The following is a 21255-nucleotide window of genomic DNA, read 5'->3' on the forward strand; positions in this document are numbered from 1 at the left end:
GCCGTCGGGCTTTTGTCCTGGGCCTGACGCGGCACTGGGCCGGCCGGCGGTGCGGCCCCGAGCGGTCAACGGCCCTGCCAGTACGGTAGATCCGGGACGTACTGCGGTGACCTGTACAGACAGCCAAGATCACGCGCCGGCCACCTGGTCAAACCACCACACAGCAACCGGACGTCGCCACGCGTTCGGGGTGGGCGGCAACCCGCTGCCGCGAGTTGCTCGCCATCGGCTACACCGGAACTACGGCGCTCAGGCACACTGGTCGGACCGGGGAGGCCAAGGAGGGCCCGGGGGGCGAGCGGGGGCGCGTGCGGCAGAATCCGGGTGTGACGTTCGAGGGGGTCCTCACCGAGCTGGAAGCCGGCATGGCGGCGCTGTCGACGCCGATGCGGGTGTACGTGGCGACCGGGCGGTTCGCCGAGCCGGACCCCGACCTGCCGGAGCTGGCGGCCCGGATCCGCACGCTGCTGGCCGAGGTCGCGGTGGACGAGGCCTGGCGGCGCTTCCTGCCCGGGTACGTTCCGCAGTCCGTCCCCGAGATCTGCGCCGCACTGGAACCGGTGGAAGCCCACGAGGCCGCAGCGTTCCTCGTCCGGGTCGCGACCGTCGACCTCGTCTGGCCGGACCACCGGCACCTGCCCCTCGATGCCGCCGGGCGCGCGGCGGACCGGGTGGTGTCCCTCCTCGGGCCGGAGGCGAGCTGGTGGACCAACCACGACGCCGGTTGCGGCGCCGTGAACGGGCTCACCCCGCTGTTCGACAGCCTGCTCGCAGGAACGGACGGCGCGCACTTCGCGCTGGCCCTGCAGATCGACGACGACTGAACACCCCGCCCCGCAGGAGCGGCCGTTGGGTGCCGGCCGGCGCAACCCCCTGGGGCAGCAGCGGATATCCGGATGCGGTGAGCGGACCGGGCCTGCTATCTCCTGGAGGATGGACCCTCTGCAGACCCCACGCCTCGTCCTCCTCCCGCTGGACGCGGACCGGGCCCGGCGGCTCGTTGCCGGAACGCCGGGTCCGCAGGACCGCTGGGCCGAGGGGTATCCGGACGCCGGGGACCGGGCCGGGGCCGAGCGGTACCTGCGGGTGCTGGCCGGCACGGGCGACCCCGCACCGTACGGGGCGTTCGAGATCCAGCGCCGCTCCGACGGGCTGCTGATCGGCGGCGCCGGTTTCCACGGCCCTGCCGACGAGGAGGGCCGGGTGGTCGCCGGCTACGGGCTGGTGCCCGCCGTGCGGGGCCGGGGCTACGCCGCCGAGGCCCTGCGGGCCCTGCTGGAACACGCCCGCGCTCACGGGGCGGCTTCGGTGTCGGGCGACACCGACCGCGAGAACACGGCTTCGCAGCACGTCATGACGGCCGCCGGCATGCTCCCGGTCGGTGAGGACGCGCGGCTGCTGTACTACGCCGTGAGTTGGGTCCGGCCATGACACGCCCCGCCCGCGTACTCGCCGTCCTGCGCCGGGATTGCGATCTGGCGAGACTGGCCGCGGAATCCTTCGATTTCGATCTCGACCGGGCCGAGCACGCGGCAGAGGTCCGTCTGGCGAGCGGGGCGCCGCTGAGGGCCGTGGCGGGCGACGGCACCGGCTGAACCTATTTCCTCTGCGCCGACGGGCCAGGCGCGATCACACGGACCTCGATCTCACGGCCGACGACGATGTGCTGGAGGAGGTCTTCACCCGGACCGAAGACGAGATCCGGAGCTCCTACGGCCGACCTCGGCTTCGCCTTCGGCCACGGCGAACGACCACACGTCGCCGCCCGGGACATGTACGGCCGCATGTGGATCACGCCTGAGCTGCCGGACCTTGATGCGGTCGGCGGTGGTGGAAAACTGCACGATGCGCGCTTCGGCGTCCCCGTTGTAGAGCATCGTGGCGAGGTGGGGGTGACCGCTGCTCTTGCTGTTGGCGAACGTGCCGAACTGCTACGTACCCAGCAGTTGGGAGAGAGGTTCGTCGGACAGGGCGCGGGGACCGGCATTTTGAGTCATGCCGTGACCAACTCCCTTACACAGGACGGCATTCCAGGCTGTCAGAAGTGTCCCGCACCGCTGCACCGTGTGGGAAGGTCGGCGTGTGACACGTCTGGCGGACCCGCTCCGCTTCTTCAGCATGCTGGCCGCCTGGGTTGCCACTCCCTGGGCGCTCGCACCGTACTCCGTGCCGCTCGCCGTGGCGTCGGCCGTCCTCCTTCTCGCCTCGGTGGCCCTCTTCGGTACGCCCGGTGACCACGGGGTGCCGCGGGAGCGCATCCTCGTACCCGTCCCCGGCGTGGTGACCGCCGGTCTGGTCCTGCTCCACCTGGTCGCGGCCGTCGCCTCCTCCTGGGCGGTCTGGCCGACGTGGGCCGCTGTCTCCGTGACGGTGCTGGCCTCAGCCAGCCTGATCGCCGAGCAACCGCGCCGGCGGCAGCTGCTCGCCCGACGGAGCTGATGCGGATCGGGTGGCAGCGGCCCCGCATACGGTGCCGCAATGGATGATTGAGGGGGTGCGGCGCGTGCATAGAATCCGGCCATGTCGATCACACCCTCCATACCCGTCCTCCACGGCAGGAACGGGACGGATCTCCGCGTCTGTGAGCAGGAGTTGGTCCTGCGCAGGGCACCCCACGAGCACCGCATCCCCTTCGCGGCGATCGCGCGCGTCCACGCGGAAGGGCGGACCGTCGAGGTCAGGCTCACGGCACCCGCCGCGACCGCGCCGACCGTCTACCGGATCGAGGACGTCAGCGAGGCAGCGGCCACCGCCTTCGCCCGGGCGGTGAACGCCGCGCTTGCGTCGGGCGCCGCCGTCGGCTCCCCCGTGGTCGTCGGCTCCCCCGTGGTCGTCGGCTCCCCCGTGGTCGACGGCTCCGTCACGGTCGACGGCTCCGCCCTCGTCATCACCCGGACCACCGAGCGCGAGCCGGAGACCAGGACCCCGAGGGAAGCGGTGTACCGGAAGCTCAAGTGGCTCGTGGCGGGGTCCTTCCTCGCCATCATCGCCATGAGCGTGGTCGTCGCGCTCTTCGCGGACCCCGTCAACGTCGTCTTCACCGTCCTCTCCGGCGGCATCGGCTTCACGTTCACCATCGCGGCCTGGCTGCTGGCCCCGGAGGGCCTCAGGCCCTGGCGCCTGCCCCGGCACGGCATCACGGTGACGGCCGACTACGCGCACGACTCAGCGCAGCCCTGGCTCTACCTGTACTCGGACCTGGACGGGAACGCGCGGAGGTTCCTCGACTCGAGCGGCCGCCCCAGTGTCGAGGTCAGCTACGACCCGCACGACCCCGGCAAGGCCGTTCGCGCCGACGGTAGGGGCGGTGGATACCGGGGATCCTCCCCCTGTCCTCGGGCATCGTCGGCGTGCTCCTCCTCATCGCGTTCCTCGCCACCCCCTTCATGGACTTCGGCCCGTCGGGCGAGGAGTACAGGAACCAGTACCGGTAGGGAACCGGGAAGCGGCCGCGCGCGCTCAGGCCGTGGCGGCGCCGAACCACTTCGGCAGGTGGGCGTCGAGGTCGTGCTGGTCTTCGCCGACCCATGCCACGTGGCCGTCCGGGCGCAGCAGTACGGCGGGCGCGTCCAGTTCCCCACTGACGTCGACGACGTGATCGATCCGGTCGGCCCACCCGGTGACCGAGAGCCGGCCGGTCTGGTCGAGCAGGATTCCGCGGCCCGTGTGCATCAGTTCGTAGAGGCGTCCGCGCTTCAGCTCCACGTCCCGCAGCCTGCGGCCGAGCAGTTCGTGACCCTCGCCGAAGTCGTAGCGGACCTCGACCGCGGTGATCATCCCCGTCACGTACCGGTTCACCTCCTCGAAGTCCATCAGCTTCGCGAACAGTTCCCGCAGCGCGGTGGGACCGGCTTCGGTTCCGAGCAGCGTGATCTGGGCGCGGGTGTTGTCCAGTACGGCGGCGCCCACCGGGTGGCGTTCGGCGTGGTAGCTGTCGAGGAGGTCCTGCGGGGCCCAGCCGTTGACCGCGGCGGCGAGCTTCCAGCCGAGGTTGAAGGCGTCCTGGACGCCGAGGTTGAGCCCCTGTCCGCCGGTCGGCGGGTGGATGTGTGCCGCGTCGCCGGCCAGCAGGACCCGGCCGACCCGGTAGCGCTCGGCCTGCCGGGTGGCGTCGCCGAAGCGGGACAGCCAGCGCGGCGAGTGCGCGCCGAAGTCGGTGCCCGCGAAGGCCCGTAGCTGCTGTTTGAACTCCTCCAGGGTCGGCGCGGTACGGTCCTCGGCCACGCCGTCGGCGGGTACGACGATGCGGCACGTCCCGTTCTCGCCCGCGCTGACGCCGAAGCGCAGCTGGGTCTTGCGGACCTCCGCGACGACGGCGGCGATCGTCTCCGGATCCTCGGTCACCTCCATGTCGCCCAACAGGGTCTCGACCGTGGCGGGCTCGCCGGGGAAGCCGACGCCGAGGAGTTTGCGCACCGTGCTGCGGCCGCCGTCGCACCCGACGAGGTAGCGCGAGCGCAGGCGCGTGCCGTCCGCCAGCTCGACGGTCACCCCGTCCTCGTCCTGGCTCAGGCCGACCGCTTCGCAGCCGCGCCTGATCTCGGTGCCGACTTCGAGTGCGTGCTCGCCGAGCAGCCGCTCGGTGACCGGCTGCGGGACGGCGAGGCCGTACGGGTGCGCCGTGTCGAGCTGGTCCGGCCACGGCTTCATGATGCCGCCGAACAGGCCGCCGACCTGGAACTTCTCGCCGGCGGCGAGGAACCGGTCCAGCAGGCCGCGCTGGTCCATCAGCTCGACGCTGCGCGTGTGCAGGCCCTGTCCGCGGGATTCTCCGGTCGGTTCGGTCAGCTTCTCCACCACGACCACGCGGACGCCGTGCAGGCGCAATTCGGCGGCCAGCATCAAACCGGTCGGTCCACCGCCGACAACGGTCACGTCGGGCACTTCGTTCGTCACGCAATCACCATTTCCGCAGGTTCCGCCTTCGGCCAGTGATTCTGCGTCACCACCGGGGCCTTGCCGCAAGCCCCCCGGTGCGTTATAAGTTGAGAGTGGCAAGGAGTGCAGACACCTCCTTGCCATTCTGCGTTCCAGGAGAAACCCGCTGGCGAGAGCGGTCCCTTGCGGACGAACATGGGACGCATGAGTGATCAAGGCGAGCGATGGACCCGGGCGACCATCTACCCCGACATGTGGGCGGACCCGGACGACGACCCCCGTAACAGCGGAGAGAGCGGTGCGGAGGGTGAGCTCGCCACATTGCAGGACTTCCTCACGGACTACCGCCTGACCCTGCGGATGAAGTGCGAGGGCCTGGATCCGGAGCAGCTGGCCCGGCGGTCGGTCCCGCCGTCGACGATGTCGCTGCTCGGCCTGGTGCGCCACCTCGCCGAGGTGGAACGGGACTGGCAGAACTGGATCACCGGCGGCGAGCCGCTGCCGAAGCTGTACGGCCGGCGCGACGGGGACTTCGACGGAGCCGTCGCCGAGCAGGACGTGGTCGACGGGGCGTACGCCGATCTGGAGCGCGAGCAGGCCGCGACCGACGACGCGCTGGCCGCGCACCCTGATCTGGGCGAGCGGCTGGCGAAGGACGGGATCGCGGTGCGGGAGCTGATGGTGCACCGGATCGAGGAGTACGCGCGTCACTGCGGGCACGCCGACCTGCTGCGCGAATGCGTCGACGGGAGGGTGGGCCAGTAGCGGGGGCGGCCTGTCCGGGACCGGGGCAGCCCGTGTGACCATGGCTTCCTTCATACCTCGGCACCTCATGGGGGGACCATGCGCACCCGTACCACCACCGCCTCGGCCGGCCTCGCCGCCATGCTCGCGGCGGCCCTCGTCTTGTCCGGCTGCTCGGCGTCCCGTGGGAGCACGGCCGGGAACGGGGCCGTCGGCGCTTCCCCGTCGGCGCCTTCCTCCCCCGCGCCGGTGCCGGGGGGCGCCGGGTACGAGGCCCCCCGGCCGCAGGACCAGAACCTGCTGGCCTGGACCGGGGATCCGAACGACGCGGGGCACGTCACCGCCCAGTCCGCAGCCGGGGTCGGCGGACGGGTCACCCTGGTCCGGATGGTGCTGCGCGAGCAGCTCACCTGGTCCAACATCTGGCTGGGCCTGGCCGGCATCGACCCGAACGCCCGGCTGTCCGACTGCTACCTCGGCGTGTACGACGCCAAGGGCACCCTGGTCGCGTCCACCGCGGACATCTCCCCGCTGCTGATGACCGACGCGATAGCCAAGCCGTTCCCCCTCGCCAAGCCGTTCTCCGCCGCCCCGGGCACCTACTTCGTCGCCCTCCTCCTCAACGGCGACTGGGCCACGAACGCCCTCACCCTCAAGGCCACGGGCGCCGGGATCTCGGTGAACGCGGGCCTGAACCCGCCGAGCCTGCGCTACAGCACCGTCCTGACCGGTCAGACCTCGCTCCCGGCCGGCCTGAACCTCGCCGAGCAGTCCACCAGCACCATCAACACCGGCTGGGCCAGCCAGTGGTACGCGATCTCCTGAACGCTCCCGCCGCAGACCCGGTCTCCTCCGCAGGCCAAGTCTCCTGCCGCAGGCCGAATTCTCCTGCCGCGAATGACTGGTAGGAAAGTTTCCTGTTTGCTAGCATCCCGCTTCGGCGGCTCGGCGCGGTGCCCGTACCCGTGGGCATGACGCGCTCAGCGAGAGCTCTGACCCGGCCGCTGTGACCACGCCCGTCCCTGCCCGCACCCGGGCAGGGACACGGGGTCTCGTACCGGTGCCAGCTCTCGCCACCCACCAGGCCAGGGAGTCAGGAATGCGCCTGAACACCCCAAGCACGCCTCATGTTCACACACCACGCCGCACCATCGGTGTGGTCATCACCGCCGTACTCCTTCTCGTAGGCGGCCTGTTGCTCGCCTATCCCGAGCGGGCCGGCGCCGCCGCCGACCCCCTCATCTCGCGCGGCAAGACCGCCACGGCGTCCTCCGTGGAGGGTTCGGGCTTCGGTCCGCAGAACGCCTTCGACGGCAGCTCCACCACCCGGTGGGCCAGCCTCGAGGGCAAGGACCCGCAGTGGATCCGCGTCGACCTCGGCGCGAACGCCAACGTCACGCGGGTGGCGCTGCGTTGGGAGGCCGCGTACGCCAAGACGTACCGGGTCGAGATCTCGGCCGACGGCTCCACCTGGACCCGGCTCGCCAACGAGACCGCCGGGAACGGCGGCACCGACGACTGGACCGGCCTCTCCGGCAGCGGCCGCTACCTGCGCGTGTACGGAACCGCCCGCGGCACCTCCTACGGGTACTCCCTGTACGAGGTCGAGGTGTACGGCACCCTCGACGGGACTCCCCCGCCGACCGGCGCCTTCACCGTGGTCGCCGCCGGTGACATCGCCGCCCAGTGCACCGCTTCGGACAGCTCCTGCGCCCATCCCAAGACCGCCGCGCAGGCTCAGAAGATCAACCCGAAGTTCTATCTGACGATGGGCGACAACCAGTACGACGACGCCCGGCTCTCCGACTACCGGAACTACTACGACACTTCCTGGGGCGCGTTCAAGGACAAGACCCGCCCGGTCCCGGGCAACCACGAGACCTACGACCCCGCCGGACCGCTCGCCGGCTACAAGGCCTACTTCGGGGCCGTCGCCTACCCCCAGGGCAAGAGCTACTACAGCTTCAACGAGGGCAACTGGCACTTCATCGCCCTCGACTCCAACTCCTTCGACCAGAAGGCCCAGATCGACTGGCTCAAGGCCGACCTCGCCGCGAACACCAAGGGCTGCATCGCCGCCTACTGGCACCACCCGCTGTTCTCCTCCGGCGGGCACGGCAATGACCCGGTGAGCAAGCCCGTCTGGAACATCCTGTACGGCGCCAAGGCCGACCTCGTGCTGGGCGGGCACGACCACCACTACGAGCGGTTCGCCCCGCAGGACCCGAACGGCAACGCCACCGCCGACGGGATCACCGAGATCGTCGGCGGCATGGGCGGCGCCGACCCGTACGACATCGAGGACGTCCAGCCCAACAGCCAGAAGCGGATCAGCGGTACCTACGGGGTCCTGAAGCTGGACTTCACCGACTCGGCCTACAGCTGGAGCTACGTCGCCACCGACGGGACGACCAAGGACACCAGCCCGAAGTACACCTGCCACTGATGTACCTGGCCACCACAGGCCGCCGGGCCGCTCCGGCCCCGCCCCCCACCACGGGGGCGGGCCGGCGCGTCCCCGCCGCCGTCCTCGCGCTCGGTGCGGTCAGCCTCGTCACGGACGTCTCCTCCGAGATGGTCAGCGCGGTGCTGCCGCTCTACCTCGTCCTCGGACTCGGCCTCTCCCCCCTCCAATTCGGCTTCCTCGACGGGCTGATGGGAGCAGCAGGCGCGGTCGTACGGCTCCTCGGCGGGCACCTCGCCGACCGCGGCCACCGGTACAAGCACGTCGCGGGGATCGGCTACGCCGTCTCGGCCTGCTCCCGGCTCGGCCTGCTGCTCGCGGGCGGAGCCACCGGCGGGATCGCGGCGGCCCTGGCCGCCGACCGGGTCGGCAAGGGCATCCGTACGGCGCCCCGCGACGCCCTGATCACCCTCAACAGCCCTCCCGGCGAACTCGGCCGGTCCTTCGGCGTGCACCGGGCCATGGACACCACCGGCGCCCTGCTCGGCCCGCTCGCCGCCTTCGCCCTGCTCTGGGCCACCGCGGGCGCGTACGACGCGGTGTTCGTCGCCAGCTTCTGCTTCGGCCTGCTCGGCGTGCTGCTCCTGGTCCTCTACGTTCCCGGCAACAGCCGCCCGACCCCCGTGCCCGGCCCGCCTCCGCCCCGGACCAAGGCCTTCGGGGCGCTGCGCGACCCCGCCTTCCGGCGCATCCTCTGGGCCGCCGCCCTGCTCGGCGGCGCCACCATCGGCGACGCCTTCGTCTACCTCCTGCTCCAGCGCCGACTGGGCCTGGACCCCGGTTGGTTCCCGCTGCTGCCGCTCGGCGCGGCCGCCGGCTATCTGCTCCTTGCCGTCCCGGTGGGCCGGATCGCCGACCGGGTCGGGCGCAGGCGGCCGTTCCTGTACGGACACCTCGCCCTGCTCGGCGCCTACCTCGTCCTGCTCGCTCCGGCCGGCGGGCCGGCCCCGCTCCTCCTCGCGGCCGTCCTCGCGCTGCTCGGGATCTTCTACGCGGCCACCGACGGGGTGCTGATGGCCCTGGCCGGGCCGGTACTGCCCGCCGGGGGCCGGGCGGGCGGGCTCGCCGTGCTCCAGACCGGCCAGGCCCTGGCCCGGATGCTCGCCGCGGCGGGATTCGGCGCCGCGTGGACGGTGTGGGGGCCGCGGCCCGCGCTCTGGGGGGCCGCGGCGCTGCTGCTCGCCGCGCTGGCGGGCGGCTGGGCACTGCTGCCGCGCGACCCGGGCACGCCTGGCGATCCGGGTGCCCCGGGCGATGCCGGCGATGCGCATGCTCCGGGCGATACGGCTACCCCGCCCCCGGGGCCGGCGCCATCCCCCACCAGCGAGAGGAGCACCTCATGACCACACCGCTCACCACCCCGGCGCCCGCGCGGCGGCTCGGCGGCCGGGCCCGCACCGCCGTCACGGCCGCCGCGGTCCTCCTCCTCGCGGGCTCCGCCACCGGGTACGCCGTGCACGCCGGGAACCGGCCGGCCGGTCAACGGGGCGCCGCCGAGGCCTCCTTCGCCCTCGACGGTCCCGCCCTGTACTTCCGGGACAGCGCCACGGGGCGGGTGGCGCACCAGCCCCTGCCCGCGACGGGGGGCGGAGCAGAGCGCACCGCGGGCGGCCCCGTCTGCGACCGGTTCCACGCCGCCGGGGGCACCGCCCTCTGCCTGCGCGCCGAGCCCGGGGTGCTGCCGAAGACGTACGCCGTCGTCCTCGACCGGCAACTGCGCGAAGTGAGCCGGAAGACCGTGCCCGGGGTTCCGACCCGGGCGCGGGTGTCCGCGTCCGGCCGGATGCTCGCCTGGACGGTGTTCGCCACCGGGGACTCGTACTCCACCACCGGCTTCTCCACCCGGACCGCCGTCCTCGACCTGCGCACGGGGTACCTGGTGAAGTCCCTGGAGGAGATACCGCTCACCATCGACGGTGTCCGCTACCACTCCCCCGACGTCAACTACTGGGGCGTGAGCTTCGCCCGCGACGACAGCCGCTTTTACGCGACCGTCTCCACGAAGGGGCGTACGTACCTCGTCGAGGGGAACATGGGCGACTGGTCGGCGCGGACGCTGCGGGAGAACGTCGAATGCCCTTCCCTGTCTCCCGACAACACGCGGGTCGCCTTCAAGAAGAAGGTGTCCGACGACCCGGCCGCACCCTGGCGGCTGTACGTCCTCGACCTGCGGACGATGGCCGAGACCCCGCTCGCCGAGACCCGCGGCGTGGACGACCAGGCGGCCTGGACGGACGACGCGACGGTCGCCTACGCCCTGCCGGGCGCGGACGGCCGCGCGAGCGACGTCTGGACCGTCCCCGCGGACGGGACCGGCTCGCCCCGGATGTCCGCCGCCGGCGCGTCGTCGCCCGTCGCGGTGGCGGGCTCGGCCGGCGCGCCGTAGCGGGCGCGGGCCGGTTGGAGACAGACGCCTGGAGGCAGACGCCGTTGTGAACTCGTATCGCGATGTGATCACACCCTTGACCTCAATCGCGCTTGAGGTATGAGGATGATCCACATGACCACGGAATCCATGTCCCACGCGGCAGACATCGAAGCCATCGGCAAGCTCGTCGCCACCGTCGAGCACTCCCAGCGGAACAAGGACCCCGAGGCGTTCCTCGGCCTCTTCCACCCGGACGCGATATGGACGACCGCCCACGGAAAGGTCCTCATCGGCCTCGACGCGATCTCGGAGTTCACCCGCAAGGTCCTCCCCGCGGCGAACTGGGACGGCGAGGTCACCTACGAGGTGGCCCACGTGCTCTTCATCCGCCCCGACGTCGCGGCGGTCAAGGTCCGCCAGCGGTACCTGTCCCCGGTCGAGGAAAGCGAAGGCGCCCCCTTGTACGTGATCTCCAAGCAGGACGACGGACGCTGGCTGCTGACCGCCTGCCAGAACACGGGGGTCGTCGCCGGCTAGCCCGCCCCGCCGGGCCCGGGCTGCTGGGGTCCGGCTGCCGTCACCGCGGCCAGCCGGGCCCCGGTTCCGGTCAGCCGGATGCGCAGCTCGCGCACGGTGAGGGGCTCCACCCGGTGGACGCGCCGGACTCCCACCGTGTGGCCGGAGGCGATCAGCCGGCCGTCCGCCCAGACCTCGTGGCCGTCCACGCGCTGGCCCCGGGTGAGGTCCTCGCGCAGTTCGACGTGGTCCACACGGACGGGCCGGCCGAAGTCCGCGAGGAGGTCGTGCCCGTCAGCCGTGAGGACCGCGGAGTGCGGATCACCGAGGCGCCGCTCCAACTCGCCCGCGAATTCGAGGAGTCGGGCACGGTCTGCGTCGTCGATCAGTCCACGACGGTCGGGCGGGACGCCCAGGAGCAGGCCGGCGCCCAGCCCCACCGAGGAGTACCAGATCTCCAGCAGCTCCTCGCGGCTCTTGAGGGTGTCGTGGTTCCCGGGTTGCCAGAACCAGTCGGCGCGGAGCGGGACATCGCACTCGGGCGGCAGGTAGGCGGCCGATTCGAGCTCGGCCTGCCGCTCGTCGTACAGGCTGATGCCCGTGGAGTGCGTGACGTAGCGGCAGGGGTCGGCGGCGAGCCCCTCCTCGTTCCCGACCCAGCGGATCGTGGGGCGGCCCATGTTGAAGACCATGGCGTCCGGCTGGTGCCGGCCGATCACGGCCATGACGGCGTCCCAGTCGTACGTGCGCCCCTCGGAGCCCGCGCCGTCGAACCACAGCTCGCACAACGGGCCGTAGCGGGTGCAGAGTTCGGTGAGCTGGCGGAGGTAGAAGGAGTCGTACTCGCCGGGCTGCTCGTAGCAGTCCGCGTTGCGGTCCCAGGGGGAGAGGTACAGCCCGAGGCCGAGACCTGCCTCCCCGCAGGCCTCGGCCAGTTCGGCGACCACATCGCCCGCTCCGTCCTTCCAGGGGGAGGAGGCCACGGAGTAGGCGGTGGTTTCGGTCGGCCAGAGGCAGAAGCCGTCGTGGTGCTTGGCGGTCAGCACGACGTACTTCGCTCCGGCCCGGGTGGCGGTACGCACCCACTGGCGCGCGTCGAGCTGCGCGGGCCGGAAGGTGGCCGGGTCCAGGGTCCCGTCGCTCCACTCGGCGCCGTTGAAGGTGTTGATGCCGAAGTGCAGGAAGATCCCGAACCCGGCTTCCTGCCAGGCGAGTTGACCCGGTGTGGGCAGGATGGCGGTCTCGGCCGGGCCGGCGGGGGGAGAGGGGGGACCGAGCGTCATGAGGGGCTTCCGGGTTCGGCGGCGGGCGGCGGGGTGCCGGGCGGCGCACAGTGGACTGCGGACAGTGGGCGGCGGACAGTGGGCGGCGGACAGTGGACTGCGGACGGCGGGCCTTCAGGCCGAGTGGGCCAGGCTCGCCGGGTGGACGGCGTAGGCGAAGGGGAGTCCTCGGGCGTACCGCTCCAACTCCTCGGCCGCGCAGGCCGCGAGACGTCCGAGTTCGTTGCCCAGGGACCCGGCGATGTGCGGGGTGAGCAGCACGTTCGGCAGGTCGTAGAGCGGTGACCCGGCCGGCAGTACGTCGGGGTGGGTGACGTCGAGGACGGCGTGCAGCCGGCCCGGGACCAGTTCCGCGGTGAGCGCCTCGGTGTCGACCAGCGTGCCGCGTGCGGTGTTGACCAGGGTCGCTCCGTCGCGCATGAGGGCGAGGCGGCGGGCGTCGATCAGGTGAAGGGTCTCGGGGGTCTGCGGCGCGTGCACGCTCACCACGTCGCTGCGGCCCATCAGTTCGTCCAGGTCGACGGGCTCGACCCCGAGGGCTCTCGCTTCGTCCCCGTCCAGGTAAGGGTCGTGGACCAGCACGTGGGCGTCGTAGGAGCGCAGCAGCTCGATGACCCGGCGGCCGATGCGCGAGGCACCGACGATGCCGACGGTCCTGCCGTAGTTGCCGATCCCGGGGTAGAGCGTGAGCGGGTTCAGCTGGCTGCGCGACTCCCGGTAGGCCCGGGCGGTGGTGAGGACGCGCTTGTTGGCGAAGACGATCGCGGCGACCGTGAACTCGGCGACGGGCCGGGCGTTGGCCTCGGCCGCGCTCGTGACGGACAGCCCGCGCCGCCAGGCGGCCTCCGTCATCAGCCCCTTGACGGTTCCGGCGGTGTGCACCACCGCGCGCAGGGACGGGAGGAGTTCGAGGGCCTGCTCGGTGAGGGGCGGGCAGCCCCAGCCGGTGAGCAGGACCTCGGCTTCGCGCAGCCGCGCGGGATCGGCCGCGGCGAAGTCGGTGACCAGGAGGTCGGGGTCCAGCAGTGCGGTGGAGCCGAGCCGGGCGAGGGCCTGCTCGTCGAGCAGAGCCGCCTTCGTCTCCGGGCTCATGACGAGGAGGGTCCGGGGCCTGCGGGGTCCGCCGGGTACGTGGTGGTTCTTCCTCGGGTCGGGGTTGCGGGCCGGGTCGAGGTTCGTCACTTGACCGCTCCCGCCGAGAGTCCGGAGCGCCAGAACCGCTGCAGGCCGATGAAGGCGAGGGCGAGCGGGACGACGGCCACCAGGGAACCGGTGATCGCGAGCGAGTACAACTCCGGGTTTTGCACGACGAGTTGGTTCCAGTTGTAGATGCCGAGCACCGCGGGGTACAGGTGGTGGTCGTTGAGCATGACCAGCGGGCCGAAGAAGTTGTTCCAGCTCGCGGTGAAGGAGAAGAGGAAGAGGGTCATGAAGCCGGGCAGGAGCATCGGCAGGGAGACCGACCGGAAGGCGCGCAGCTCGCTCGCGCCGTCGATGCGGGCGGCCTCGATGACCTCGCCGGGCACGTAACCCTCGGAGAAGACCCGCGCCAGGTACACGCCGAAGGGGTTCACGAGCGCGGGAACGAGGATCGCCCAGTAGGTGTTCACAATTCCGGTCTCGGAGGCGAGCAGGTACTGCGGGAGCGTGATGACGACGCCCGGGACGAGAGTGCCGATCAGGATGAGGCCGAAGAGCGGCCCCTTGCCCCGGAACTCGTACTTGTCGAAGCAGTATCCGGCCGCGACGCTGATCAGCGAGGAGGCCAGCGATCCGATGACGGAGTAGAGGAGGCTGTTGAGCAGCCAGCGGCCGAAGATCCCGTCGTCGTAGGTGAAGACGGACCTGAGGTTGTCGAAGAGGTGGAACTCGCCGAAGCCGAAGCCGGCCGTCCCGAAGAGGTCGGCGTGGTTCTTGGTGGCGGCGATCACCAGCCAGGTCAGCGGCATCAGGGTGTAGAGGACCGCGACCAGGAGCACGGCGTTGACCGCCACCTTGGAGGCCGTCGGGGCCCCGCGGCGCGGCCTCTTGGCCGGCTTCCGGGCGCCCTGCCGGGCGGCTGCGGATCCGGTGTCGGATCCGGGGGCCGCCGCGTGCGCGGCCGCCGGCTCGCTGCCGGGTGTCGTCTCGGACGGGGCCGAGGGGACCGTACGGATGCTCATGCCGAGCCACCTCGCTTTCCGATCCGGGTGACGACGTAGGAGAGGGTGCCGGCGACGAGTGCCATGAGGAGCGAGGCGGAGGAGGCGAGACCGTAGTCGTGCCGCTCGAAGGCCGCCTTGTAGATGAACATCATCGGAGACCAGTCGGTGCCCATCGAGCCGGCCCGCGCCGAGAGGAGCATGGGCTCGCTGAAGATCTGGACGACGCCGACACAGGTGAACAGGAGGGTGAGGAACACGGCGGAGCGGATCATCGGCAGTTTGATCTGCAGGGCGATGCGCAGTTCACCGGCGCCGTCCATGACGCCCGCCTCGATGACCTCGCGGGGCACGGCCTGCAGGGCGGCGAAGAAGATGATCACGTTGTAGCCGATCCACTGCCAGGCGGCGACGTTCACCAGCGAGGGCAGGACGCTGCCGGGAGCGAAGAAGTCCCAGTGGCCGCCCGCCGCTTCGATCCACTCCAGGACCGGACTCAGGCCGGGGGTGTAGAGGTAGATCCAGATGATCGTCGCGATGAGTCCGGGGACCGCGTGGGGCATGAAGACGGCGAACTGGACGAGGCGCTTGGCCTTGGCCGCGGCCGAGTCGACGAGCAGGGCCAGGGCGAGCGCCGCGCCGATCATCACCGGGATGTAGACGGCGCAATACGCGGCCACGTGCAGGAAGGAGGAGGTGAAGCCGTGGTCACCGAGCGCCTTGGTGTAGTTTCCGAGCCCGCTGAAGACCCGTTCGGTGCCGCCGAATCCGAGACCGGAGGACTTCTCGGTGAAGAAGCTCATCCAGAGCGCGTACGCGACGGGCAGGATCAGGACCGCGGTGAAGAGCAGGAAGAACGGGCCGAGGAAGACCAGCACCGCCCTGCCCTGGCCTGGCCGGCCCACGGGCGCGGTGCCGCGCGCTGAACGAGTGAGTGGTGCTGCCACCGGATCTCCTTGGTGGGTGCGCTACGGAGGAACGGACAGGGGACTTCGGACGGGGGCGGGGCGGGGGGGGCCCGGGCGCCGGGAAGGCTTCGGCCCCCCCCGCGGCGCCTACTTCACGAGGTTGAGCCCCCGGCCCTTGATGGCCTCCTCGGCGGCCTTCTGACCGGCCGCGAGTCCGTCGTTCAGGGTGCTCTTGAGGCCCGCGTCCTGGATGGCGGTGTTGGTGGCCGTCTGCACCGGGCCCCAGACCCAGCCCGGGACGATGGTGTCGACCTGCGCGCCGGAGATCTCGTAGACCTTGTCGCCGCCGAAGAAGCCCTTGTCATCGAAGGCCGCGGCGGCGATCGGACGGAGCTCGGGGCTGGCCGGCAGGCTGCTGCTCGGCGCCTTCAGGCTGCTGAGGCGGGCCTTGACGCCTTCGGGGCTGGTCGCCGCCCACGTGGCGAACTCCGCCGCTTCCTTGACGTGCTTGCTGCCCTTGGTGACGGCGTAGCTGGTGCCGCCGAACATGCCGGTGGCCGGGGTGCCCCAGTGCGGCAGCGGAGCGACGCCCCACTTGCCCGAGTCCTTGGCCAGGGTGGTCATCGTGCCGCCCGCGCTCCAGGAGGCGCCGATGAAGCTGGCCATGACTCCGTCGGCCTTGGCCTTCGCGAACTCCGGGCCGTTGATCTTCAGGTTCATCACCAGGTCGTCCTTGACCAGGCCCTGCCAGTACGAGGCCACCTTCTGCGAGGGGGCGTCGTTGATGTTGACCTTCCAGCCGTCACCCTCGGTGCCGTACCACTTGGCACCGGCCTGCCAGGAGAGGGCCGCCAGCAGGGGCGCGTCGTCGTTGCCCCAGCCGCCTATGCGCACGTTCTTGTCGGCGGCCTTGATCTTCTCGGCGGCCGTCTTGTACTCGTCCCAGGTCTTGGGGACTTCGACGCCCGCGGCCTTGAACAGGTCCTTGCGGTAGTAGAGGAGGTTGGGCGTGGCGTCGTAGGGCACGGCCCAGGTCTTGCCGCCGAGGGTCACCCGGTCCTGGATGCCCTGGGGGAACTTCGCCTTCACGGCGGCGCCGGCCGGGCCGGTGATGTCCGCCAGGTACCCCTGGCTGACGAACTCCGGGAGGGTCGGGTACTCGATGCCCGCGACGTCGGGGGCGTTCCCGGCCTTGATCGCGTTGCTGATCTTGGCGTACCCGTCCGGTCCGCCGGTGATGGCCGAGAAGGTGACCTTGATGTTCGGGTGGGACGCGTTGAAGGCGTCGACCACCTGCTGGGCACCGCCGGTCCAGCCCCAGTAGGTCAGGTTGACCGGCTCTTTGGGGGCGTCGGCCTTCGGAGCGGCGCCCTCGCTCCCACCGCAGGCGGTGGCGAACAGGGCCAGCGAGAGCGTGGCGAGGGCGGCGCGGGAGGTACGGGAAGTGAGCTTCACTGCTCTGCTCCTCAGATGCGAGCCGGCGATGCGGCGAGGTGATGCACATCATTCGGCCAGAGGAGAAGGGAGTCAATAGAGAAGGAAAGTTTGAGAAAGAAAAGCCAAGTAACGGTTAGGCCTTGCTGGAGGCGCGCACGCGCAGCTCGGGGAGGATGGCGATCCGCCGTCTGGGCCGGCCCGGCTCGCGCAGCCGTCGTACGAGCAACTCCACGCCTGTGACCCCGACTTCGTGCTTCGAGGGCGCCACCGCGCTCAGCGGCAGGTCCGCCAGGGAGGCCACCTCGTCGTCGTACGAGACCAGGGCGACATCGCCCGGCACGGCCAGCGAGGCACCGCGCAGCCGCTGCATCAGCACCATGGCCTCGTGGTCGGGATGGACCAGGGCGGCGTCGACGCGCCCCTCCCGGACCGCTTCCACGAAGGAGGCCATCACCTCTTCGTAGACGGCGTCACCCGCCCCGAACTGCGCGAGGTCGAGGAAGAGCGCGTGCTCGGCGACCTCGGGGCCGGCCTCCTCCACCGCCGCGTAGTAGCCCTTCTTGATCCAGGGTGCGGTGGGGGTACCCCCGCGCATCACCAGGGCGATCCTGCTGCGCCCCGTGTCCAGGAGGTGGCGCACCGCCAGCCTGGCTCCGTACCCGTGGTCCGTGCCGACGTGCTCGGCGGCGGAGCCCTGCTGTTCGGGGCGGCGCTCGATGAGCACGACGGGCACGCCCAGCTCTTCGTACCACTGGCCGCCCGGTTTCCCGTCGGCGGCGGAGGGCGACAGCAGCAGCCCGTCGACGCCGTCCGCGACCATCCGCGCGGCCTGCGTCTTCTCGGTCTCCACGTCGTACGTGGACACGGCGAGGGTCAGCCGCACGCCGAGAGCGTCAGCCGCTTCCCGGGCGCCCTTGATCACCTCGGGGTAGTAGTAGGCGGAGGACGGCACGATCAGCCCGAGGACCAGCGGCCGGCCCGCTCCGGGGCCCGCTCCGGGCCCGACCCCTGCTGCGGGAGCGGCCGGGTTCCCGCGGGCCGCCGCCGGGGCGGCGGTCGCGGGAGCGGTCTCCGCCCAGTCCTCGGGCAGCATCGCGCCGCCGTGCACCCGGGCCAGCAGGCCGCGCTCCGCGAGGACTTCGACGTCCTTGCGGACCGTCACCACGGACACGCCGAGCTCCGCCGCGAAGTCCGTGACGCGCATCGATCCCGCTTCGCGGACCCGGCGCAGGATCGCCTGCTGTCGTTCCTCTGCGTGCACGGTGGAGCTCCCCTCGACTGCGTCCCTGGTCGAGGTCAGCGTAGCGCGCGAAAGCCAAAACTTCCGTTTCCTTTCGAACGAAAGCTTTGCATAGCGAGCGAGGCTGAAAGCTGCCCGTCGGCCGGCCGTCGAGCTACCCGGCGTCGGCGCCGCCGCAGTCGGGGTGGCCCCAGCGCGAACCGAGCTTGCTGATCTTCTCCCCCGCCACGTACTGCTTCCCGCAGGGGCAGGTGCCGGGGAACTTGGCCTTGATCGTCACCCCGGCCCGGCCGGCGGTCGCGCCCTTGGCCGACGCGCTTGCGGCCGACGCCGCTCCGGCCGTATGGCGGGCCGAGGTGCTGCGGGCCTGGGTGCTGCGGGCCGGGGTGCTGCGGGCCGGGGTGCTGCGGGCCGGCGCCGGGCAGGGAATGGACGCGTGGCCCAGCGCGGCGCTGGCATGCCCCTGGCTGACGGCCGCGTCGCTGGCCGCCTGGTCGGCGATCGCGTTCAGGTGGTCGCCGTCCTCGCGGTGCGCGGGGACGTAGCGGAACTCCACGTCCCGGTCGGCCAGCAGGGCGTCGATGCTCTCGACGAGCTCGCGGTTGGCCACCGGCTTGCCCGCGGCGTTCTTCCAGCCGTTGCGCTTCCAGTTCGGGAGCCACTGGGTCACGGCCTTCATGGCGTACTGGGAGTCCATCCGCACCTGCACGGCCGTGCCGGGGGCCACGGCCTCCAGCAGCCGCTGCAGAGCGGTGAGTTCACCGACGTTGTTGGTGGCCCGGCCCAGCGGCCCGGCCTCCCAGCGCTCGGGGTGCCCGTGGACGTCGGCGATGACCCAGGCCCATGCGGCAGGCCCGGGATTTCCCTTGGCCGCCCCGTCGCAGGCGGCGATGATGCGATCAGACATCCCCCGATCATGCCTCACCCCGATGGCTGCCCGTGCCCTGACCGCTGCCCGTGCCGCGGCTGCTGCCCATCCCGTGGCCGCCGCCCGCGGCCATGGCCATGGCCGCGCCAGGCTCCGCCGGCACCTCCTGCCGCTCCTCGGTGTGCGGCCGCGGCAGGATCCGGTCCAGGAAGGGCGGCAGCCACCAGTTGGCGCGGCCCATCAGGAACATCGCCGACGGGACCAGCACCAGCCGCACCACGGTCGCGTCCAGGACCACGCTCACCGCCAGGCCCACCGCGAGCATCTTGACCACGACGGTGGGCGAGGCCGCGAAGGAGAGGAAGACGGCGGTCATGATGAGCGCCGCACTGGAGATGACCCGGCCGGTGGCCGCCAGGCCCGTCCCGACGGCGAGGGTGTTGTCGCCGGTGCGGTGCCAGGCGCCCGCGATGGCGGAGAGCAGGAAGATCTCGTAGTCCATCGAGAGGCCGAAGACGATGGCGAACATCATCATCGGTACGAAGGACTCGATGGGCACGGGCTCCGGCACCCCGATCAGCCCGCTCCCCCAGCCCCACTGGAACACCGCGACGAGGACCCCGTAGGACGCGGCGGTGGTGAACAGGTTCAGCGCGACCGCCTTGAGAGGGACCACCACGCTGCGGAACACGAAGGTCAGCAGCACGAGCGCGGCGGCCAGCACGATGGCGATGATGAGCGGCAGCCGGTCCTTGACGGTGTCGCGGAAGTCCAGCTGACCGGCGGTGGATCCGGTGAGGTAGCCCTCTGCACCGGTTCCCTTGAGCGCGTCGGGCAGGGTGGTGGTGGTCAGCGTCGTGAACAGGCCGCCCGTGCCGGCGCTCTGCGGCCCGGTGGCCGGGGTGACGGTGGAGACGAGCAGACGGCCGTCGGGGCTCGGCGCGACCGGCGTGAACCCGGCTATCCCGGCGGTGTCCCGCAGCGCCGCGGTGAGTTCGGCGCCGATCCGGTCCGCCGGGACGGTGGCGTCGTGGAGGTCCGCGACCAGGACGAAGGGGCCGTTGGCCCCGGGGCCGAAGCCGGGTCCCTCTCCCTCGGCGATCCAGTCGTAGGCCGTGCGCGTGGTGCTCCCCGCCCGGTCGGCGCCGTCGTCGACGTGGCCGAGGCGCAGCGAGAACAGCGGTACGGCGCACAGCGCGAGCAGCAGGGTGCCGGCGGTCAGGAACTTCCACGGGTGCCGTGCCACCAGGCCGGCGTAGCGGTGCCAGCCGTCGTGGTCGCCGGAGGTCTCGGCGACCGGGCGGCGCAGCGCGAACCGGTCGATCCGGCGCCCCACCAGGCCCAGGGCGGCCGGCACGAGGGTCAGTGCGGCCGCCCCGGTGACGAGCACGACGATGGTGGCGGCCAGCCCCATCCGGCCGATGAAGGTCAGTCCGCAGGTGTACAGGCTGAGCATGGCCACCGCGACAGTGACGGCGGCCACCACGACGGCGCGCCCGCTGGTGGCGGCGGTACGGCCGGCCGCGTCGACCGGATCACGCCCGTCGAGGAGGTCTTGGCGGAAGCGTGTGGTGAGGAAGAGCGCGTAGTCGATGCCCACGCCGAGGCCGATCATGGTGGCCAGGGTGGGGGCGGCGGTCGCGAAGCTGACGACGCCCGCGACGATGCCGACGATTCCGAGGCCCACGCCGACGCTGACCACCGCCGTGAGCAGGGGCAGCAGGGCGGCGGCGACGCTACCGAAGGCGAGCAGGAGGATCAGCAGGGCCACGAGGACGCCCGCCGCCTCGCGGGCCCTGTCGTCGGCCGGCGGCCGGACGACCTGGTTCAGGTCCCCGCCGTACGCGACCTCCACGCCCGAGGCGCGAGCCGCGGCGGTGGCCGTGTCGAGGGTGCCGGTGTAGGCGTGCCCGAGGGTTTTGACCTGTCGGTCGAAGGACACCGTGGTGTAGGCGGTACGGCCGTCCGCGCTGGTCACGACCGGGGAGGCGGCGGTGACGTGGGGCATCCGCGCGAGGCGGGCCGCGCTCTCGTCGAGGGCCTCGCGGTGTCCGGCCAGTGAGCCGGAATCCACGTGGAAGACCACGCGCCCGTTGGGGTCCCCGACCCCCGGGGCGGACGCGGCCAGCAGATCGGCGCCGGTACGGGACTGCGTGCTGGGGAGGCTGATCTGGTCGCTGTAGACCGGGGCGGCGAGCCTGCTGCCGGCCATCGCGCCGGCCAGCAGCAGGAGCCAGGCCGCGATCACCCAGACGGGGTGCCGGGCACAGAAGGCTCCGAGTCGGCCCAGGCGGCCCGGGCGGCCCGGGCGGCCCTTGCGACCCGTTCGTCCGAGGGGGGAATGCACGACGCCTCCAAAAAGTGGCAGGACTGACACGAAGCACCTTGGCAGAAAATGGCAGGGGTGA

The 21255-nt window shown here is 71.7% G+C and carries 20 protein-coding genes and 1 pseudogene; 10 read left to right on the forward strand and 11 right to left on the reverse strand.

Annotated elements, in window-relative coordinates; all coding sequences use genetic code 11:
• The first annotated feature begins 326 nt into the window (after positions 1-326).
• The 3 genes from ACFWBW_RS20525 (at position 327) to ACFWBW_RS20535 (ending at position 1595) form a co-directional block, all read left to right on the forward strand.
• On the forward strand, positions 327-824 hold the full coding sequence (locus ACFWBW_RS20525; protein WP_385374412.1) for a hypothetical protein: 498 nt from the start codon (positions 327-329) through the stop codon (positions 822-824).
• Positions 825-933: 109 nt separating this feature from the next.
• On the forward strand, positions 934-1431 hold the full coding sequence (locus ACFWBW_RS20530) for a GNAT family N-acetyltransferase (RefSeq protein WP_385374414.1): 498 nt from the start codon (positions 934-936) through the stop codon (positions 1429-1431).
• Positions 1428-1595 (forward strand): hypothetical protein, encoded by a 168-nt coding sequence (locus ACFWBW_RS20535; RefSeq protein ID WP_385374416.1) that lies wholly within the window; start codon positions 1428-1430, stop codon positions 1593-1595. Before ACFWBW_RS20530 ends, ACFWBW_RS20535 begins: the two co-directional genes overlap by 4 nt.
• A gap of 123 nt (positions 1596-1718) precedes the next feature.
• Here ACFWBW_RS20535 and ACFWBW_RS20540 read toward each other — a convergent pair.
• Positions 1719-1997: pseudogene (locus tag ACFWBW_RS20540) on the reverse strand (pyridoxamine 5'-phosphate oxidase family protein); the annotation flags it as partial.
• A gap of 85 nt (positions 1998-2082) precedes the next feature.
• On the opposite strand from ACFWBW_RS20540, the gene ACFWBW_RS20545 reads away from it, so the two are divergent.
• Positions 2083-2439 (forward strand): hypothetical protein, encoded by a 357-nt coding sequence (locus tag ACFWBW_RS20545; RefSeq protein ID WP_385374418.1) that lies wholly within the window; start codon positions 2083-2085, stop codon positions 2437-2439.
• 275 nt (positions 2440-2714) lie between these two features.
• Here ACFWBW_RS20545 and ACFWBW_RS20550 read toward each other — a convergent pair whose 3' ends face one another.
• Positions 2715-3041, reverse strand: coding sequence for a hypothetical protein (locus tag ACFWBW_RS20550; RefSeq protein ID WP_385374420.1), 327 nt, complete (start codon positions 3039-3041; stop codon positions 2715-2717).
• A gap of 418 nt (positions 3042-3459) precedes the next feature.
• Positions 3460-4884: a rifampin monooxygenase gene (gene rox, locus ACFWBW_RS20555; RefSeq protein ID WP_385374539.1), complete on the reverse strand. Its 1425-nt coding sequence runs from the start codon at positions 4882-4884 to the stop codon at positions 3460-3462.
• A 189-nt stretch (positions 4885-5073) separates the two neighbouring features.
• Here rox and ACFWBW_RS20560 point away from each other — a divergent pair, with 189 nt between their 5' ends.
• The 6 genes from ACFWBW_RS20560 to ACFWBW_RS20585 all read left to right on the forward strand — a co-directional run bounded on the left by ACFWBW_RS20560 (position 5074) and on the right by ACFWBW_RS20585 (position 10991).
• Positions 5074-5643, forward strand: a complete 570-nt coding sequence (locus tag ACFWBW_RS20560; RefSeq protein ID WP_385374422.1) for a DinB family protein — start codon at positions 5074-5076, stop codon at positions 5641-5643.
• A gap of 78 nt (positions 5644-5721) precedes the next feature.
• Positions 5722-6447: a hypothetical protein gene (locus ACFWBW_RS20565; RefSeq protein WP_385374424.1), complete on the forward strand. Its 726-nt coding sequence runs from the start codon at positions 5722-5724 to the stop codon at positions 6445-6447.
• A gap of 274 nt (positions 6448-6721) precedes the next feature.
• A complete protein-coding gene (locus ACFWBW_RS20570; protein ID WP_385374426.1) occupies positions 6722-8068 on the forward strand; it encodes a discoidin domain-containing protein in 1347 nt (448 codons plus the stop codon).
• The gene (locus tag ACFWBW_RS20575) at positions 8068-9429 is read left to right on the forward strand and encodes an MFS transporter (RefSeq protein ID WP_385374428.1); all 1362 of its coding nucleotides are present in this window, start codon (positions 8068-8070) and stop codon (positions 9427-9429) included. The genes ACFWBW_RS20570 and ACFWBW_RS20575 overlap by 1 nt, the downstream gene beginning before the upstream one ends.
• Positions 9426-10472 carry a hypothetical protein gene (locus ACFWBW_RS20580; protein WP_385374429.1) on the forward strand — a complete coding sequence of 349 codons (1047 nt, stop codon included), beginning with the start codon at positions 9426-9428 and terminating at the stop codon, positions 10470-10472. Before ACFWBW_RS20575 ends, ACFWBW_RS20580 begins: the two co-directional genes overlap by 4 nt.
• Positions 10473-10577: 105 nt before the next feature.
• Entirely contained in the window at positions 10578-10991 is a 414-nt protein-coding gene (locus ACFWBW_RS20585; protein WP_385374431.1) for an SgcJ/EcaC family oxidoreductase, read from the forward strand.
• Here ACFWBW_RS20585 and ACFWBW_RS20590 read toward each other — a convergent pair.
• The 8 genes from ACFWBW_RS20590 to ACFWBW_RS20625 all read right to left on the reverse strand — a co-directional run bounded on the left by ACFWBW_RS20590 (position 10988) and on the right by ACFWBW_RS20625 (position 21095).
• Complete coding sequence (locus ACFWBW_RS20590; protein ID WP_385374432.1) at positions 10988-12253, reverse strand: alpha-L-fucosidase; 1266 nt, start codon at positions 12251-12253, stop codon at positions 10988-10990. The genes ACFWBW_RS20585 and ACFWBW_RS20590 overlap by 4 nt on opposite strands.
• Before the next feature lie 114 nt (positions 12254-12367).
• Complete coding sequence (locus tag ACFWBW_RS20595; RefSeq protein ID WP_385374540.1) at positions 12368-13345, reverse strand: hydroxyacid dehydrogenase; 978 nt, start codon at positions 13343-13345, stop codon at positions 12368-12370.
• 86 nt (positions 13346-13431) lie between these two features.
• Positions 13432-14415: a carbohydrate ABC transporter permease gene (locus ACFWBW_RS20600; protein ID WP_385374434.1), complete on the reverse strand. Its 984-nt coding sequence runs from the start codon at positions 14413-14415 to the stop codon at positions 13432-13434.
• Positions 14412-15341, reverse strand: coding sequence for a carbohydrate ABC transporter permease (locus ACFWBW_RS20605; protein ID WP_385374436.1), 930 nt, complete (start codon positions 15339-15341; stop codon positions 14412-14414). Before ACFWBW_RS20605 ends, ACFWBW_RS20600 begins: the two co-directional genes overlap by 4 nt.
• A 108-nt stretch (positions 15342-15449) precedes the next feature.
• Positions 15450-16757 carry an ABC transporter substrate-binding protein gene (locus tag ACFWBW_RS20610; protein WP_385374438.1) on the reverse strand — a complete coding sequence of 436 codons (1308 nt, stop codon included), beginning with the start codon at positions 16755-16757 and terminating at the stop codon, positions 15450-15452.
• A 115-nt stretch (positions 16758-16872) separates the two neighbouring features.
• A complete protein-coding gene (locus tag ACFWBW_RS20615; RefSeq protein ID WP_385374440.1) occupies positions 16873-18000 on the reverse strand; it encodes a substrate-binding domain-containing protein in 1128 nt (375 codons plus the stop codon).
• A 133-nt stretch (positions 18001-18133) separates the two neighbouring features.
• Complete coding sequence (locus ACFWBW_RS20620; protein WP_385374442.1) at positions 18134-18886, reverse strand: ribonuclease H; 753 nt, start codon at positions 18884-18886, stop codon at positions 18134-18136.
• Positions 18887-18893: 7 nt separating this feature from the next.
• Positions 18894-21095, reverse strand: coding sequence for an MMPL family transporter (locus tag ACFWBW_RS20625; RefSeq protein WP_385374443.1), 2202 nt, complete (start codon positions 21093-21095; stop codon positions 18894-18896).
• Positions 21096-21255 lie beyond the last annotated feature (160 nt).

The organism is Streptomyces sp. NPDC059957 (assembly GCF_042730015.1).
Taxonomy (GTDB): Bacteria; Actinomycetota; Actinomycetes; order Streptomycetales; family Streptomycetaceae; genus Streptomyces.

Coding starts and splice junctions, on each gene's coding strand:
- ACFWBW_RS20530 (WP_385374414.1), top strand. CDS start 934: ATGGACCCTCTGCAGACCCCACGCCTCGTCCTCCTCCCGCTGGACGCG.
- ACFWBW_RS20535 (WP_385374416.1), top strand. CDS start 1,428: ATGACACGCCCCGCCCGCGTACTCGCCGTCCTGCGCCGGGATTGCGAT.
- ACFWBW_RS20560 (WP_385374422.1), top strand. CDS start 5,074: ATGGGACGCATGAGTGATCAAGGCGAGCGATGGACCCGGGCGACCATC.
- ACFWBW_RS20565 (WP_385374424.1), top strand. CDS start 5,722: ATGCGCACCCGTACCACCACCGCCTCGGCCGGCCTCGCCGCCATGCTC.
- ACFWBW_RS20570 (WP_385374426.1), top strand. CDS start 6,722: ATGCGCCTGAACACCCCAAGCACGCCTCATGTTCACACACCACGCCGC.
- ACFWBW_RS20575 (WP_385374428.1), top strand. CDS start 8,068: ATGTACCTGGCCACCACAGGCCGCCGGGCCGCTCCGGCCCCGCCCCCC.
- ACFWBW_RS20580 (WP_385374429.1), top strand. CDS start 9,426: ATGACCACACCGCTCACCACCCCGGCGCCCGCGCGGCGGCTCGGCGGC.
- ACFWBW_RS20585 (WP_385374431.1), top strand. CDS start 10,578: ATGATCCACATGACCACGGAATCCATGTCCCACGCGGCAGACATCGAA.
- ACFWBW_RS20590 (WP_385374432.1), bottom strand. CDS start 12,253: ATGACGCTCGGTCCCCCCTCTCCCCCCGCCGGCCCGGCCGAGACCGCC.
- ACFWBW_RS20595 (WP_385374540.1), bottom strand. CDS start 13,345: ATGAGCCCGGAGACGAAGGCGGCTCTGCTCGACGAGCAGGCCCTCGCC.
- ACFWBW_RS20600 (WP_385374434.1), bottom strand. CDS start 14,415: ATGAGCATCCGTACGGTCCCCTCGGCCCCGTCCGAGACGACACCCGGC.
- ACFWBW_RS20620 (WP_385374442.1), bottom strand. CDS start 18,886: ATGTCTGATCGCATCATCGCCGCCTGCGACGGGGCGGCCAAGGGAAAT.